Source organism: Dictyobacter alpinus (genome assembly GCF_003967575.1).
Classification (GTDB): domain Bacteria; phylum Chloroflexota; class Ktedonobacteria; order Ktedonobacterales; family Ktedonobacteraceae; genus Dictyobacter; species Dictyobacter alpinus.
The window spans coordinates 2,018,664-2,036,110 of the sequence record NZ_BIFT01000002.1 but is presented as its reverse complement, the minus strand read 5'-3'; the positions used below and the strand labels follow the sequence as shown (position 1 = coordinate 2,036,110).

Below are 17,447 nucleotides of genomic sequence, written 5' to 3'. Positions count from 1 at the left end.
CACGAACCCCACCAGGGTTCGGTGCATTCTTGCTGACCCTCTGACTAAAAATCCCCACCAGGGTTCGGCGCATTTTACAAAAAATTGGTCAGAAAAAAGTCAGAAATGATCAGCAAAAATGCGTTACAAAAACCTCCCAAAATCCTCACAAGAACCCCACCAGGGTTCGGCGCAATTTCTACTGATTGTCACATTAAATCGACGATTTATATTAATGATTTGTATAACACCAATCCTCACAAGGATTGAATTTTATCGATTTTTACTCCTGCCATAAATACATAAATAGACATTCATAATTTTTTAACGGAGACAGAACCGGGTCAGGAAAAGGTAGTTAAACACGAAGCAAAGGAGCAAATACGCGGACATTTAGTGCTTATACCAGAAGTACTGTGCTCAAAAATAGAAACCCCACCGGGGTTAGGAGAAAACCCCACCGGGGTTGGGAGAAAACCCCACCATTGCTAGGTGCAATTTTGAGCGTGAAATGGTCAGAGTGGTATGGGTGTACTCGACCACATTACCACTGGTAAAAAGCGATTTTGCAATGTACTATGTACATCACGACTTGAAATAGCAATGCCGTGGAAAGTGCACAATTGGTTAAGAGAAACAATCATGCGGTAGGACTATCCGAAAAAAAATAGCAATCTTTTTAATCACATATATCACTGTTGAATACAATACCAGGTCCAGATAATACTCAGTAAATATGGGGATTGTGGGAGTGGGAAGTAACGTGGAAAGTGCAATACATATGGGTAACGTCTCGAAAGAGTATGCCGGCTTCGTGCCACCAAATATTGTTCATGAGGAAACGGAAATGTATATGCAGCCAGGTATAATAGATGCGCAGGAATGGCCAATGCCGAGGGTAGAGGGCCCTCAGCCTGCGCTATCCAGCGCTATCGCTCATAGTGCAGACTATGAGCAGGTAGATCCCTATACACTGGATATTATTGCCAGATTATTTCCGAGCAGTGGCCTCGAATTTCTTGCGCTCGTGCTACGTAATGCCACCATCAAACAAAATGTCTTACCTGGTATGGATGGGCACATGGAAAAGGTCGCGGTCATCAGTACCCGTACCATACGCACGCTCGCGAGTACAATCAAGTGGGGCTATGATACAACCCATAAATATGTGACTGTCTTCTGCGCGCTAAATTTGTTACGCAAAAGCAAACACAACAAAGAGTTACAGATCATCTTCCCTCTTGGGAAGTATCAGCCACCAGCAAGCTTACAAGCGCTTGACAACTTAATTACCCAGAGCCGTATCAAAGTCAGCCAGTTCACCAGGAAGGTCAAAGAGCGCTTCCTGTCTCTCAATCTAATGGCTATCCCTCAAATGTTCACACAAGGGACACAACAGCCCTCAGAATGCGATCCACGCGTACATCAGGCACTCTTCCGACCAATGGTAGCGATACTGAAGTCAGAAGGCATTGATGCAGTTAAGGGACAACATATTGTATCGCGCCTAGTTAGCGAGGTTATCAGTAAAATTACCTCACCACTCCAGTTCAACCGTGTCCCAGACAAAAGTCTACCCGAGTCTACCAACTATCAGGAAAGAGGTAGACTTCAGGATAGAAAAGTCTACCATGATGGTAGACCCACAAGCGAAAAAGTCTACCTGTCTGGTAGACTTGAAGATGAAAAGCCTACTTTAAGCGAAAAGTCTACCCAGACCGTTGAAAAAGTCTACCAGAATGAACAAAAAGGACACGCAACTCGGCCTGAAACGGTAGACTCGGTCTCTCAGTTGCTCTATACCTATAGCGATCTGCTTGAAGATAACAGCATAAACTGGGAAGACATGAGTCTACCACGAGACTTTTTCGAAGAACTCTATGCGCAAATAACCACATACTACTGGCGTCTCCATAACACAGGCTTATTGGCACGCACAAAAGGGAATATTTGGAAATCGGTTGAGCTCAGTATCATTAAAAAGATCGCGTATAGCTATCAGGTAAATGAGGATGCTGCCTGTGAATATATCTTTGCATGCACTGGACGCAGTTATCAGCCTCGGACAACGCAACAGGTAGCTACTTATCCAGCTCCGATACAGCCACAAGAGAAGTCAAAGACCATCCAGCAAGATCCGCTCCCAGAAGGGTGGTATGAGCCCCCAACTGGTGAGCAGCTGCAATCGATGGAAAGTCTACCCACGAGGGTAGACTCAAAAAATCAGCAGGTAGACTATTCAGCGTTTAAGTCTACTACAAGTTACGCCGAAGTAGACTATTCGGCGCCCGAGTCTACCACCAACCACGCAGAGGTAGACTATTCAGCGTTTGAGTCTACAGCCAACCAGAGCATGGTAGACTCGCAGCAAACCATGAAAACAGACGACCGGGATGTGGATAAAAGCGCTTCAGAAGCACTTTCAAACAGTATCAGCGACTACCTTACCGAACTCAACAGCCGCGAAAAAGTCTTACGCATACCCGCGCAGGTAGACTCAAAATCCTATGGGGATGAGCTCTATAACGTAATACGTAAACGTAATATAAATATATTATTTAATAAAATATATACTAACGTTACGTTACGTAAAGATGCTTCCAAGTTTATAACAAAAGTCTTCGATGACAAAGAGAGTGACAAGGTCCAGAAGATGAATGAGTCTCTATTGGCTAAATACAAGCCAGAGACAGTCGTGACTGCATTCATTGACACCATACTCTCCATGCATGAGCCTGGTGGAGACTCCCTACAGAAACCAGGAGCATATTTCTACTCTCGTTGCAAATATTATGCGCATGAACCTGTTGACGAAGAGACAGTAAAACTGGTTGATCTTTATGCCAATATGACCTATGAGCAATTTGCTTCTGAGATGAGAATACTTGTTAGCAGTGATAAAAAATTACGCAACAAACAGTATCGTGGTCACTAAACCGCGATCTGGTAAAAACTATTTGATACCAGATACCGCGATACTGAACCTCTATTTCATCCTCTCGTCTTACCACCCGGAGCTATCAGCGGGCTTGCCAGCTAGCTACAAAGCAAGCAAGCTCTGTTGTTTACAGAAAACGGCTGAGAACGTCAGGAAAGCCCTTCAAATAAATCAGACCAGTCATTATAGCTAAAAATAAAGCGAAGGCCATTAAAAAGCTTCTCCGCGCTAAATAAAGCCAGAAACGAATAGCCTATCCTTAAAGCTAATTGTAAAATCTCATAAATCTTCCTTTTTTGGCCACAGTTACCATCTCCATACCATTTTTAATGCTCACTTGCTTGTCTCCCGCATTGTTGGCTGCCTGTGTTGAATTGTGAACGTAAACAAAAGTTCATAGAACAGATGATCAAGTATGAATGAATTGTCAATTACCAATCTTAAAGGCGACTCACGTACAGCAGCGACAAAGATAGCTAGAGAAAAGAAGTCAAGGCCTATTTTCAGCACCTTTGAATTGCACGTATACGTATACGTGTACGTAGATGTACACGTATACGTATACGTCAAAAAAATACAAAATTGAGCTCAATTGAGTCAGTTGCGCCTGCTGATCGCCCCAAAAAATATGTTACAATGCAAGAGCCTATACGTCTTCTAATGTAGGGAGACTCCACGTATACGTAGATGTATACGTATACGTATACGTTAAATTATGCGTCGCAAAGATGTCATTTTAACCTTTGGGAAAGCAAAACCGTTCCTTATATAAGGAACACTTTCTTCATAAAGATGTAAGGAAAGTGGAATTTGTGGAAAAAAACGACCAATCAGATGTGGTCCCACAGGTTGGACTAAAGCCATTGGAGCAGTAGCGTGTGCAGGAGTTTCGTGAACCACACGATCATTCCTTATATATAAGGAACGGTTTCCTTCAAACGGATGATCATAAAAGATCTATAGATAGCAAATATTTTGGATATGTGTAAATGGACCAGGAATTATAAAGAGTGTCCAGTTGAGGATGCACTCTGTCCTGGGAAGGGAAAAAAGCGGCAATCATGACAAGAATTTTTACACTTTGTAACAACAAAGGCGGCGTCACAAAAACAACTACAGCTGTCAATCTTGGGTATGGATTGGCTCGCGCTGGTAAGCGTGTACTCCTGGTAGATACTGATGCCCAGAGTAACAGCACCTATAGTTTATTAGGTGTCCTGGATCAAGAGCTAACACTATTTGATGTTTTGACCCAGGGAGCAAAGATGGCCGATATTCTGGTGGAGTCTGCCAGCCAGAAAAATCTCTTTGTGGCACCTAGTTCGATCAACTTGAGTGCTGCGGATCTCTTAATGGCGTCCGCACCTGGTCGCGAGCATAAACTGGCGCGTGCCCTCAATCAAGTCAAAGACAATTTCGATTACATCTTGATCGATACGCCACCGAATCTAGGTGTGCTCACCGTCAATTCTTTTATTGCCTGCACAGATGTTATCATTCCTATTGCGCTGACTACTTACGCTTTGATCGGTATTAGCATCCTTGAAGCAACCATGCAAGAACTGCGTGAAAATCTTGATGTTAGCCTGCCAATCTTTGGTGTAGTCGCAAACCTGGATGATCACACGCGTCTCAGCGCCGATGTTTTAAGTGCTGTTCGTGAACATTTCGAAGGACTGGTCTTTGATTCGGTCATTCCCCGCAATATTAAAGTGGAAGAGGCCCATAACCAGATTGCCTGCCTATTTGATTACGCGCCCACCAGCACCGGTGCTGTGGCATATAGTAAATTGGTAAAGGAGGTACTTGAGCGTGCCGAAGGACACTAAAAAATTCATCAATCCTTTGCTGCGTCCAAGCCAGACCAGTGAAGCCAGACCCGCAGTACAGACGTCACCAGAAAACGAGCCTGTACATGAAGAAATTCAAGCACCAAATGTTCCCGTTGTAAACAACGTTGAGCATGAAGCTGCCCCTGCATCCGTAGTAGTTGAGCCTATCAAATCTGAGGATCCTCCACTGGATCCTCAGATCAAAGAGAATACTCCCAAAGGAACGCGGCTGGCTCCTGAGTTCAGTAACTCCAATGAAGCAGCAATCGAAGAAAGTAACTCTATCAGGAATAGTGAGACCTCCAGAGAAAGTGCCAGGACGAAGACAGAGCCAAAATCGCGTGCCAGCACCGAGCGTTCAGCAGAAGTTTCTGCCCCTAGATCCGGCCAGGTAACCGCCCGACGTGAACCTGCTACTCTCAACCGGGCAGGCACAGAGCGAACCGATCGTGCATCGGCAAACAGAAAATTCGATGATGATTTGACTGAGCTAGACCCATTGGATGAAGACGATCGTGCGAACGCCAAACGCCGCCGCAATATCCAGTCTTTTGAGAGCACCCACGAACGCATCACACTCTGGATGGATAAACGACTCAAGCAACGTTTTGAAGACCTGGCCTTTCAGCGCGAACTTCCAAAAACAGCTCTCATCAATGAAGCCGTCACAGCTCTATTGCAGAAATACGAAGATCGCTAACCGTTCCTTATATAAGGAACAATGTAACATCCCTATACTCTACCTAAAATAAATCTACCTGGCATATTTTTCACGTGTACGTGTACGTATACATCTACGTCTACGTACACGTACACCTCAAATCCTTACCCTTCATTCATCACGCTTCTATCAACAGCCTGGATTTTGACTACTGAACCTCTTTTGGATCTGGCCTGCTACAAATTTCTTATTAAAAACTATAAGAAGTCCGTATAAGAAAATTTCTACCTGCTTATTTCACTATCTTGAATGTTATCCTGAAAATCATAAAATTACAAAGTGAAAATATTTATATATCTATACCTTTTTGATCGATCGTCTTTAAAGTAGGGGAGAGAATGATTTCTTGTACACGTACACGTACACGTACACGTACACGTACACGTACACGTACACGTACACGTACACGTACACGTACACGTACACGTACACGTACACGTACACGTACACGTACACGTACACGTACACGTACACGTACACGTACACGTACACGTACACGTACACGTACACGTACACGTACACGTACACGTACACGTACACGTAGACGTACACGTACACGTACACGTACACGTAGACGTACACGTAGACGTACACGTAGACGTACACGTAGACGTACACGTAGACGTAGACGTACACGTAGACGTACACGTAGACGTAAACGTACACGTAGACGTAGACGTAGACGTACACGTAGACGTAGACGTACACGTACACGTACACGTAGACGTACACGTAGACGTAGACGTACACGTAGACGTACACGTAGACGTAGACGTACACGTAGACGTACACGTAGACGTAGACGTACACGTAGACGTAGACGTAGACGTAGACGTAGACGTAGACGTAGACGTAGACGTAGACGTAGACGTAGACGTAGACGTAGACGTAGACGTACACGTACACGTACACGTAGACGTACACGTACACGTAGACGTAGACGTAGACGTAGACGTAGACGTAGACGTAGACGTAGACGTAGACGTAGACGTAGACGTAGACGTAGACGTAGACGTAGACGTAGACGTAGACGTAGACGTAGACGTAGACGTAGACGTAGACGTAGACGTAGACGTAGACGTAGACGTAGACGTAGACGTAGACGTAGACGTAGACGTAGACGTAGACGTAGACGTAGACGTAGACGTAGACGTACACGTACACGTAGACGTAGACGTAGACGTACACGTACACGTACACGTACACGTACACGTACACGTACACGTACACGTACACGTAGAAACGGAATTGTTATAGCGTTTCAATATTTCTAAGTCAAAAGACGTATACGTATACGTCTACGTAAAACTGCTTTCACTTATCAGCTCTCATGATTGAGGAGTGGAGGATCAGACATGAAAGCGTTTGACGTTATTATTGTTGTTCGCGTGAAAGAATATTTGGACTGTGAAAGAAGAATGGTCTTATTTGCGATTCTAAGAATTCCTGATGGGCTTTAGATGGCCAAATGGTATAAGATTATATCTGATCTTTTTTAGGACCATTTTTTAGCGTCTGAGAGCGTTTATACTATGTTGATTTTTCTTGCCGCTCATGGCTGTCTCTTGCTTACGTGAGCAGCCTGCACTCTTGCAGTCTGAAAGGCATATTTTTACTCCTCCAACTGACTTGCCTGGGTGATCTGATCAGGAAAATTCCGATCGACTTTTTCTTCGAAGTCAAAACTTCCTTCTTTAACTAATTGAGCTCAAAATAACGTATACGTACACGTGTACGTATACGTTATTTTGAGCTCAATATTTCTTATAGTTTATTTTAGGGATTTTTGTCGTAGAGGGAGTTGGAATAGGAGAATTAAAAATTCTTTAAGGATACTTTTTCGTCTTTCATGGTATACTTTTGCCAATACATTGAAAGATTGAAAGGGAGATTTCTAGTAGTGGCACATGAAATATTGTTGCAGCAAATTGTTGAAAAATTGAACAATGTACGTGGTCTGAAAGCGATTGTTCTGGGGGGATCATATGCCAGTAATACGCAAAGACCAGATTCAGACCTTGATATTGGACTCTATTATGCTGCAGACAACCCTTTAGATATTGAACAGGTGCGTGCTATTGCGCGAGAATTACATGATTTTCCTGATCCTATTGTGACTGATTTAGGTGGTTGGGGCACCTGGGTGAATGGTGGTGCATGGCTAACTATACAGGGTCAACGGCTCGATTTCTTATATCGTGATCTCTCATTTGTGACCGCAACCCTCGATGATTGCTGTAATGGAAAAGTTATTTCCGACTATTGGCAGCAGCCAGCGTATGGATTTCACAACTTTATGTACTGTACAGAGACCAAAATCTGTCGTCCTTTGTATGATCCAGAGCATGTAATTGATGTTTTGAAAGCAAAAATTGCGGTTTATCCGCCACTTTTAAAGCGTGCGATTAGCCAGAATTTTCTCTGGGATGCCAGATTTACACATGAAAATACGTTCAAGGCGGTCGCTCGTGGTGAAGTTTATCGTGTTACAGGTGCCTGGACACGGACCATTCATTGTCTGGTACAGGTGTTATATGCGCTAAATGAACGTTATTATTTAAGCGAGAAGCGCCTGGCCGAGGATATAAATTCCTTCTCGATCAAGCCCGACAACTTTTTGGAGCGCATTTATCATCTGCTCGGTGCGACTGGAACGAGTAGTAGTCAACTACAAGCTTCTCAAATAGCGGTCCAGGCTCTCTATGACGAGGTTGCAATTTTGGTGAAGCGCGAACTGACAGCAACCATCTCGCATGTATGAGTAAACCAGGCAATATTACCATGTATGCTTTAAATTATTTTTCACTATAGTATGAGATTGAAAAAGGATTGAAGCTGCATTCATAGGTGTAAAATTATAAAAGATGTAGCTGAAAATATAATCATGGCATATTGTGCGTTGTATTGCCCAGGCGCTAATAATAGCGCTAAAAGATCCGAATATAATTTGGGGTAATATATAGACAGAATAAAAGAATATTGGTATACTCATCAATATTCTCTAATATAGAGATATGAATCTATATCTGTATTTTTATGCATACGTTTTTCCAAGAAAGGTCAAGCTTGTATGTTACTATCTCGTCGAATGCAGTTCTATGCTGTCTGTCTCTATCTATTCTTCTGCGTTATATTTCTGGCTGGATGCAGTAGTTCAGTCACGGCCATGGAAAATCACTCCACTCCAACGCCGACTCCCACAAAAATTATCCCAACTCCTACTCCGCTTCCAACCCCCACTCCAACTCCAGCAATCCCACAAAAGAACTATAGCGATCATAATTTTAGCCTATCTTATCCTAAAGCATGGACAGTCAAAGAAGAACAGAATGAGCGTTTTCATGTGACCACGATTACAGCACCGGGCGACTCAGATGATTTGACAATTGTTACCTCCGGCCCTTTGAGTAGTGATCTACAGGTCAATCTGAAAACTGGTATTGATAATCAGCTCAAATTAATCTCACAGCCACTCACCAATGTCGAGGATACCACCATTTCCCCGACAACTACCTTTGGAGGGCTGACCTGGCAACAAAAAAGTATCAGAGGCGACTACACCGCCAACAATGACACCTACGCGGTTTACTACACTTTATGGGGAACGGTCCATCCAAAGTATGGTGTCTTTTATATAACAACCTACACATCAGCTGATGATCAAGATCTAAGTGATAAAGAATATTTTCAGCCGATGATGCACTCTTTCCAATTTACCGATGCAAAAACCGTGTAGTTACGGCCTCTGTTAACTTATGAGAGTAAGTTAACAGAGGCCGTAAAGGTCGAAACTAGCGCTGATTTAATTTTTTTGTTGGGTGGCCTGGCGGTATTGCCAATCATCTTTAAAGAGATCAAAGAAGACATCTTCACGGGGATGAGCGGCAATAAAATCTTCGTTGAGTTTGATGCCAAGTCCGGGTCCTGTTGGAAGTGGGAAGCAGCCATCGGTGGGATCAACTTCGGGCATACCTGTAACGACGTCTTTGACCCAGGCATCGGCGAAGTCGTTGAAGTGTTCCTGGATCTTGAAGTTGGTGGTACTGGCCGCCAGGTGTAGCGTGGCTGCTGTTCCGACTGGACCACAGACATTGTGGGGCGCGATCAGCATGTAATAGGCATCGGCCCAGGCGGCGATTTTCTTGGTGGCCAGGAGTCCTCCCGAATGGGTGATATCTGCCTGTACAATATCGGCTGCCTGCAATTCAAATAGTTCACGGAATTCATAGGGTGTATGTAGCCGTTCGCCAGTGGCAATTGGGATTCCTAATGGACCCACGGCATCGCTGACCTTCTTGAGGACGGCGAGGTTCTCTGGCGGGACAGGTTCCTCAAACCAGCCGGGTGTGAAGCGGGCCATTTCACGTATCATCTCCGTGGCGGTGGAAGCATTGAAGCGGCCATGCATCTCTACAAAGATATCAATGTCGGGTCCAACGGCTGCGCGTACCGCCTCAATCAAGGCGATCGATTGGCGCTTCTCCTGGCGGCTCAATTCATAAAATCCAGTGCCAAAGGGATCTACTTTGAGGGCGCGATAGCCACGTTCTACCACTCTTTTGGCCGCCGCATGGAACTCCTCTGCTGAACGCTCAACGGTATACCAGCCATTGGCATAGGCCGGGATGCGATCACGGACAGAGCCGCCGAGAAGCTGATAGATGGGCACATTTAATGCCTGTCCCATGATATCCCAGCACGCAATCTCGATGGTGGCGATCGCCGACATCATGATCTCGCTGGCCCGCGCAAAATCGCGACGAAACATGCGCTGGGTGAGATCCTCAATCTTGAAAGGATCAGATCCCAGGATATGATGTTTGGTGGCCTCCTTTAAATATCCCAGCAAGGACTCGGTATGATTGACCATGCGTACCTCGCCAACGCCACGCAGGCCTTCATCTGTTTCAACGACAACATAGGTGAGATTCCTCCACGGAGTGCCAAGTACTAACGGACGGACAGCACTAATCTTCATGATGTATTTCTCCCTTAACCGACACGCAGGACAATCTTGGTGGCCGCCACCATCCCATCAACAAGTTCCGCGAAAGCGCCAGGACCAGCAGTCAGAGGGCGTTCCTCTAACCAATCTGTATCCGCTTGTAGCAGACCCTGTTCCAGATATGCGAAAGCATGGTCAAAGTCCGTGGGCGTATAGCTAAAGCTGCCGCTGATCGTGACCTCCTGGCGCACCAGATAATTTGCTTCCAGTGGGGATGATTCGTGATGAAGACCAATAAAGACAACCTGGCCGCCTGGAACCACGGCCTGAACCGCCTGTGCACGCGTTGCGTTGAGTCCTACGGCATCAATGACGGTATCTACGCCGCCAGGAAAAAGTCGTTGGATGGTTGTGATCAGATCCTGTTCGCCGACCTGGATTGTCGCTTGCGCCCCCCAGCGTCTGGCGATTTCCAGGCGCGAGGCAGACATATCACTGATCACAATGTTTTGGATCCCCTGTGCTTTCGCGGCGGCCAGACAGAACAGACCAATCGGGCCCGCGCCAAGGATGAGCAGACTTTGATCCGGCTGAACATGGCTCAGCGAAACGGCACGTACAGAGCAGGCCAGCGGTTCCGTGAGGGCCGCCACTGACGTAGACATAGTGGCGGCCAAAGGATAACAGAGATTGGCAGGCACCGCCACATATTCGGCGAAGGCGCCGGGTCGATGAATACCAACAATCTGGCGTGTGCGGCATAGATTTGAGCGTCCAGCGCGACAGCGATCACAGATGCCACAGGTAACCAGCGGATTAAAGGTGACCCTTACGTCCTCACGCGCCTGACTACCATCATGCAGATTGCCTGCTGTGACCTGTACAATCTGGCCGGATGCTTCATGGCCCATCACCAATGGCGGTACCCGCAGACTATTTTCACCCAGATAACCACTCAACTCAGAACCACAGATGCCGGCGGCACTGACGCGGATCAATACCTCACCATCCTTAAGGGTTGGTATCTGTGTTGAGCGCATCTCCATACTGCGTGGCCCAAGCCAGGTCAACGCGTCCATGTGTTGTGAATGATTCATCCCTGTTATCCTTTCAGTCTCGTCCTCTATGACTACAACTAACTGCTGACTATGGATCGATCGCGCTGCTTCCAGCCTGGCCTGTGTGATCAGATGAAGAAATTGTTGAGCTGACCCAGGTTGCCAACCTCGATGGTCACTTTATCGCCGGCTTTCATCCAGGGAAATTCTGGATGACCAGAGATGACGCCTTCAGGGGTGCCCGTAACGATGGTATCTCCAGGCTCCAGCGTAATATATTGACTGAGGTAGCTGACAATATAGGCCACAGAGAAAATCATGTCGCTGGTATTCGAATTCTGGCGTAGCTCTCCATTGAGCCAGAGTTTGATGCTTTGATTTTGAGGATCACCAACTTCATCCGCCGTGACCAGATAGGGTCCGATAGGCAGGAATTTATCAACGGTCTTACCAAGCATCCATTGTGAGGTACGGAATTGCAGGTCGCGTGCACTGACATCATGGCCATTACAATAGCCCAATACATAATCCAGGGCCTGATCTTCAGACACATAGCGGGCACGACGACCGATAACCAGGGCCAGTTCGGCCTCATAATCGTATTTCGTGGCATTGGCGGGCAATGGAATATCCTCGCCGGAACCTGCCAGCGTGTTGGCATATTTGGGGAAAAGTACCGGAGACTCAGGAACTGGCATATTTGATTCTGCCGCATGGCGACGATAATTCAGGCCCACACAAATAATTTTGCCGCTATGGGAGGTGCTAGGACCAAACTGTATCTTCCGCTCATCGAGCAGCCAGTCTCCATCTTTCCCTTCCGTGGCCGTCTCCAATTGCTTTAAACCCTCAAGCTCAACGGCCTCGCCGCTACAGAGAGCCTCAAAGGAGCTAGGAATGTTGGCGCTAGAGAGATCCCCGGACAAGGCTTCCTGTGCTGCGGCGACATCGATAATGCCGCGCTCGGTTTTGAGTCCTAGCTTTAAGCCTGTTGGTGAGTGAAATGTTACGAGACGCATAACGAATCTTCTCCTTTTATAATCCATACATCAGCATCAGTCCTGTTCGGCGAGGAGACGCTGCTCAATATGTTCAAGATGGGTAAGCATAGCGGCCTGCGCGGCCTCTGGATCGTGAGCTTTGAGGGCGGAAATAATCGCTTGATGATCCTGAATAGTCTGCTCAAATACACCCGGTAGGATCGATGTGCGCTCGCGGCTGGCGCGTCCAAGGCTGCGAATACTGCTCATAAAGCGGCTTAATAGCGGATTACGCGCCGCCTGGACAATGATTTCGTGTATGTCCAGGTCTGCCTGTAGATAGATTTCATGTTCCTGGGGACCAACCTTTGAGCGTTCAATACAGGCTTCAAGCTGGGAAATCTCAGCTTGCGTGATGTTTTTTGCGGCCAGGGCACAGATACCGGGCTCCAGGATTTTGCGGGTTTCGAGAAGTTGCAGGTAGGTTGAATCATCCAATGAAAAGACAAAATCAAGATGCTCAACCAGGGTCGCAGGTTCTAAGGCCGTCACATAAGTGCCAGATCCATGGCGTAACTCCACCACACGCATAATTGATAGCGTACGTAACGCCTCCCGCAACGATGGACGGCTCACACCGAGCATACTGGCAAGTTCACGTTCAGGTGGTAGCTTATCACCAGGACGCAACTTCTTCTCGCGAATTAACACCAAAAGATGATTGACAATATCCTCAGCCAGCGCGGATTTTGGGATAACCTGGAACGACATCGCCTATCCTATCCATACTAACAACGCAAAATTGGTAAGATGACTTGTCCAAAACGTACCATGCGCATAGTGTGATTGTCAAGGCAATATATTTACAATGCTGTAATACTCAGAAGGCCGACACGGAGAATGACTTTGCTGCCGGTGAGATGGATTGGACCAGCAGAGAGAAAGTTGGTCTTTGTGCTGGTGGCGTTACTGATGGTTCGGTCATCAATGAAGAGGCTTACCAGTGATCCTCGTACTTCGACGCGAAAGTCATGCCATTGTGTGCCCGGCTCAAAATCTGAGGTTTCAAAGCTGCCACGCTCCATCGACCCCAGGGGATCAATATAGGCCTGGACCTGTGGATGGCTGCCATTGGGATGAATGCCAGCCTCTAATAAGTTTTGTACACTGGCTTTATAACCATCCCGGCCGGGCTGTTTATCGACATCGATCGAGACATAGCCTCCATTGGCAGCCACATAGACAATCTGTAATCGTACATCGATGGCGTAATCAGAGACCTGAGGCTGATAAGGCACAGTAATCGAGAGCTTATCCATCGGCTCGGTTTGCAGATTTTTTCCCAGATGTTTCCAGCCCTGGGTCGCTTGCCAGCTATCCAGGCCAAAGGACCAGTTGGCTTCATAGAGGAGGGTGCCCGCTGGTATGGGGGTCGCCGTCGGAGTTACTGGTCGTATCTTGACTTTCGGTGGCGGGGTTGGTGCACTACCGCAGGCGAGCAATAACGTAGATAGCACCAGGAACAAAGATAGACAAAGAAATATTTTGTTGAACTTTGCGCAATAAGCTATGGCGCTCCCACTTCTTCGGGGGGCGCTATCGGTGATCACACCAGACGGTCCAATGAAGCCAGGCATGATATATCTCCTTAGGTCGATACATTCTGGGAATTCACAAAAGACTTTATATGATATACGCCTATTAAGCACATCCTTCTCACATGAAGACGATCGTGGGATCACAAAAAGCGCATACTGTAAGCTTTCCTGTATGAGTCATGCCTGCTAGGAAGGTTGGCTATACTAGATAAGCAGCCTGTGTGGAAGCGGAATGATGGTGTGGGATGGGAGGTTTGTGGTGGCGGATACAGATAGAGTCATAGCGTATTTTGCGACCGGTGAGCAGGCCGAGGCTGTGTTGGGGATCTTGCTGGAAGCATTGAATGCCTCCCATATGTGTCACTGTCAACTTGTTGCCAATCTGCGCCAGCAGCCAGATGGAACATTGTTGTCCCGGCGTCAGGCATTGGATGCACTGGATCAGGCGATGATCCAATTGATTATGCGCTGTGTCGTGCTCTTGTTTATAGAAGCACGACAACTATTGCCTATCTCCTGCCAGCCATATAACCTCGCGGCGCTCTATGAGCGCTTACAGTATCCTTCTTCCTCATCTTACCAACCCGCGGCCTGGACGTGTCTATGTACACTTTTCACCCTCCTTTATAATAGTGGATCTCTAGATTCTCCAGGTGGCGGCATGGTATTTCAAGCTGGCGATAAAGATAGCGCTGATGGTGTGTTGCGGGCCCTGGCGCTGTTTGAGGATCAAGGGGTGGTCAGGATCTCGGATGAGAGCGTGCTTAAGCTGCTAAGATTGCTAAAATATACAAACTGTCAGCCTGTCGATTTTACTCTCCTGCATGTGGAAGCTATCGGCCAGATCTATCAGAGTCTGCTGGATTTTCGTCTCTCTCTGGATGATCAGCAGACGCCGACTTTTTATCTGGCGCGGCGTAAAGACAGGCGCAAAAGTTCAGGGACCTTTTATACGCAGTCGCAGCTCACCCGTTTGATCGCGCAGCGAACGCTGGAACCATTGGTGTATACCACCGATGGTATACCACGGTCGCCGCAGGCTATTCTGGCCTTGAAGATATGCGATCCCGCCTGTGGCACAGGCTCTTTTCTCTCCAGCGCGCTCGACTATCTTGCCGCTGCACTCCAGCAAGCCTATCTCTATTATGATGAAGAGCCTGCCCCGCCTGAAAACTCTCTACGTAGACAGATCGCCGAGCACTGTCTGTATGGGGTTGATCTCTGTCCGTTTACAGTTGAACTGGCGCGGATAAGTCTGTGGCTGGAGGTGGTCGATTGCCGGCTGACACTACGATTTTTGAATCAGCATATCAAGACTGGCAACGCATTCATTGGCGCATGGGAATCGCCTCCCGTTGATGTTCATTCTTATAAGGAACGGAAGCAGTTCCATGATCGCTGGTGTGCGCGCTGGTTCTGTTCACCTGAACAGAGGCGCTCTCTAGATGGTCCGATGGCGGACACTCTGGTGGCACAACTGGCGGCTACACATCGGTTTTTTCATTGGGAACTGGAGTTTCCTGCGATCTTTCACACCGCCACTTGGGGCTTTGATGCCTGCCTGACGAATCCGCCCTGGGAGGCGCTTAAGCCTGGTTCACGCGAGTTTTTTAGCGCGTATGATCCAGTTTATCTCTCCTATCATAAACAGCAAGCTTTGTCGGCGCAACAGGATCTGTTTGAGGCGGATAAGGAGATCGAATTGGCCTGGTTAGCCAGGCAGGTCGACTATAAAAATATCAAGAATTGGATTAAGCATGCGGGCCTGTCCATGGATAAGCTAGCGGCAAAGCAGACCGCCACCGCTCCGCCGTTCCGCTATCAGGGGAGTGCCGATCTCAATACCTATAAGCTGTTTTTGGAACTTGCCCATTATCTTCTCAAGCCGCAAGGATATCTGGGCATGCTGGTGCCGGCGGCCATCTATAGCGATCAAGGGACGGCGTCTTTGCGTCGGCTCTTTCTGGAGCAGTGTGACTGGCGCTTATTAATTGGATTTGTGAATCGTCGGCATATTTTCCCGATCCACAGCTCGTTTAAGTTCGCGTTTCTCTTGATCCAGAAGGGTGGAAGTACCAGACATGTTTCGGCTAGCTTTCATCAGGAGCAAGCGGCGGCTCTAGAATGCCCTGAACAGGAGATGATCCAACTGTCACGCCAACAGATCGCCGCCTTGAGCCCTGGCTCGTTGGCGATCCTTGAGGTGCAGAAAGCACAGGATAGCGCGATCCTGGAAAAGCTCTATGCCCATGCGATCCCGTTAGGTGAGCAGGCGGAAGGCACATGGCGGATCCGCTATGCCCGCGAATTTGATATGACCAGTGATTCCGCACTCTTCTCCTCCATCCACCACTGGCAGCAACAAGGCTACCGGCCTGACCAGTTCGGCCGCTGGCGAGATCCTCAACAGCGCTACGCCTTACCGCTGTATGAAGGGCGTATGATCGGCGCCTTTGATCCCAGTGAGAAAGGCTGGATAAGTGGCAGCGGGCGCAGAGCACTCTGGAAGGATATTCCGCTGACACAAAAGAGTATCCAGCCACAGTTCCTGCTGCCATGGGAATGCTATCGGGACAGTGGTAAGGTGCTGCACGGCAACAAAATTGGCTTTATGGATATCTGTTCGGCCAGCAACACACGCTCAATGTATGCCAGTATGCTGCATGGTTTTCCCTGTGGCAATGTGATTCCGGTTCTACAGCCGGTCGACGCTGGCATTGTAAGTGTGGCGGCGCTGACCGCTAACCTGAACGCATTGGTCTATGATTACGCGCTCCGCTGCCGGCTAGGAGGTCAACATCTCAACTATTTTATCATCGCCGAAACACCGCTCCTGCCGCCGGCACTGATCACCCAGACTATGTCTAGCCAATGGGCGGCCCGGCTCAACCTGATCATGTCCTGTTACGCGCCGCAATGGCTGGAACTGCGAGCACAGTATCCACATCTTGGCCAGCAGCACTGGCGGCAACTCTGGGCACTCACCCCACACGAACGCCTGCGCCTGCGCTGTCTGCTGGATACGTTGATCGCCGATCTCTATGGCCTCGATTATCATGAACTGGCCTGGATCCTGCGTCCCGATCCACAGCATCTCAAAGGCTTCTGGCGTGTAGATAAAGAGAAGCCCTTTGCTTTACGACACACAACGCTTATCCTGGCCGCCTTCGCATACCTGAAAGAAGTTGGCCGAGAGCACTTTGAACGTAACGAGTGGCAATTTCCGATAGACATTGCCACTCAACTCGGTCCCCGTTTTACCCCCTGGCAGCTCCATGGCACCATAGCAGAGAGCTGGTCCGAATGTGAGCAGCTCGCCGAAAATATGTATAGAGAATAAGCGCAAAAGGGAGCCAGAAGCCATCGTTGCGTACGTCGAGTGGCGCCACACGCAAG

Annotated in this window: 12 protein-coding genes; 6 read left to right on the top strand and 6 right to left on the bottom strand. The window is 47.7% G+C overall.

Annotation, left to right across the window (positions count from 1 at the left end):
• Nucleotides 1-760 precede the first annotated feature (760 nt).
• The 3 genes from EL633_RS30740 (at nt 761) to EL633_RS30730 (ending at nt 5,449) form a co-directional block, all read left to right on the top strand.
• Nucleotides 761-2,914 carry a hypothetical protein gene (locus EL633_RS30740; protein WP_126631039.1) on the top strand — a complete coding sequence of 718 codons (2,154 nt, stop codon included), beginning with the start codon at nt 761-763 and terminating at the stop codon, nt 2,912-2,914.
• 1,064 nt (nt 2,915-3,978) lie between these two features.
• Complete coding sequence (locus EL633_RS30735) at nt 3,979-4,746, top strand: ParA family protein (protein WP_126631038.1); 768 nt, start codon at nt 3,979-3,981, stop codon at nt 4,744-4,746.
• Complete coding sequence (locus EL633_RS30730; protein WP_126631037.1) at nt 4,730-5,449, top strand: hypothetical protein; 720 nt, start codon at nt 4,730-4,732, stop codon at nt 5,447-5,449. Before EL633_RS30735 ends, EL633_RS30730 begins: the two co-directional genes overlap by 17 nt.
• 342 nt (nt 5,450-5,791) lie before the next feature.
• Here the strand turns inward: EL633_RS30730 and EL633_RS37145 are convergent, their stop codons facing one another.
• Nucleotides 5,792-6,706, bottom strand: a complete 915-nt coding sequence (locus tag EL633_RS37145; protein ID WP_174845185.1) for a hypothetical protein — start codon at nt 6,704-6,706, stop codon at nt 5,792-5,794.
• Between the two features lie 664 nt (nt 6,707-7,370).
• On the opposite strand from EL633_RS37145, the gene EL633_RS30720 reads away from it, so the two are divergent.
• A complete protein-coding gene (locus EL633_RS30720; RefSeq protein WP_161982573.1) occupies nt 7,371-8,231 on the top strand; it encodes a nucleotidyltransferase domain-containing protein in 861 nt (286 codons plus the stop codon).
• A gap of 309 nt (nt 8,232-8,540) precedes the next feature.
• Nucleotides 8,541-9,206 (top strand): hypothetical protein, encoded by a 666-nt coding sequence (locus tag EL633_RS37040; protein ID WP_126631035.1) that lies wholly within the window; start codon nt 8,541-8,543, stop codon nt 9,204-9,206.
• Between the two features lie 66 nt (nt 9,207-9,272).
• Here EL633_RS37040 and EL633_RS30710 read toward each other — a convergent pair whose 3' ends face one another.
• The 5 genes from EL633_RS30710 to EL633_RS30690 all read right to left on the bottom strand — a co-directional run bounded on the left by EL633_RS30710 (nt 9,273) and on the right by EL633_RS30690 (nt 14,090).
• On the bottom strand, nt 9,273-10,448 hold the full coding sequence (locus EL633_RS30710) for a mandelate racemase/muconate lactonizing enzyme family protein (protein WP_126631034.1): 1,176 nt from the start codon (nt 10,446-10,448) through the stop codon (nt 9,273-9,275).
• A 14-nt stretch (nt 10,449-10,462) separates the two neighbouring features.
• Nucleotides 10,463-11,512, bottom strand: coding sequence for a zinc-binding dehydrogenase (locus EL633_RS30705; RefSeq protein ID WP_126631033.1), 1,050 nt, complete (start codon nt 11,510-11,512; stop codon nt 10,463-10,465).
• 89 nt (nt 11,513-11,601) lie between these two features.
• A complete protein-coding gene (locus EL633_RS30700; RefSeq protein WP_126631032.1) occupies nt 11,602-12,492 on the bottom strand; it encodes a fumarylacetoacetate hydrolase family protein in 891 nt (296 codons plus the stop codon).
• Nucleotides 12,493-12,528: 36 nt separating this feature from the next.
• Complete coding sequence (locus tag EL633_RS30695; RefSeq protein ID WP_126631031.1) at nt 12,529-13,224, bottom strand: FadR/GntR family transcriptional regulator; 696 nt, start codon at nt 13,222-13,224, stop codon at nt 12,529-12,531.
• A 92-nt stretch (nt 13,225-13,316) separates the two neighbouring features.
• On the bottom strand, nt 13,317-14,090 hold the full coding sequence (locus EL633_RS30690; RefSeq protein WP_126631030.1) for a hypothetical protein: 774 nt from the start codon (nt 14,088-14,090) through the stop codon (nt 13,317-13,319).
• A 220-nt stretch (nt 14,091-14,310) separates the two neighbouring features.
• Between EL633_RS30690 and EL633_RS30685 the strand changes: the two genes are divergently transcribed.
• Complete coding sequence (locus tag EL633_RS30685; RefSeq protein WP_161982572.1) at nt 14,311-17,391, top strand: Eco57I restriction-modification methylase domain-containing protein; 3,081 nt, start codon at nt 14,311-14,313, stop codon at nt 17,389-17,391.
• Nucleotides 17,392-17,447 lie beyond the last annotated feature (56 nt).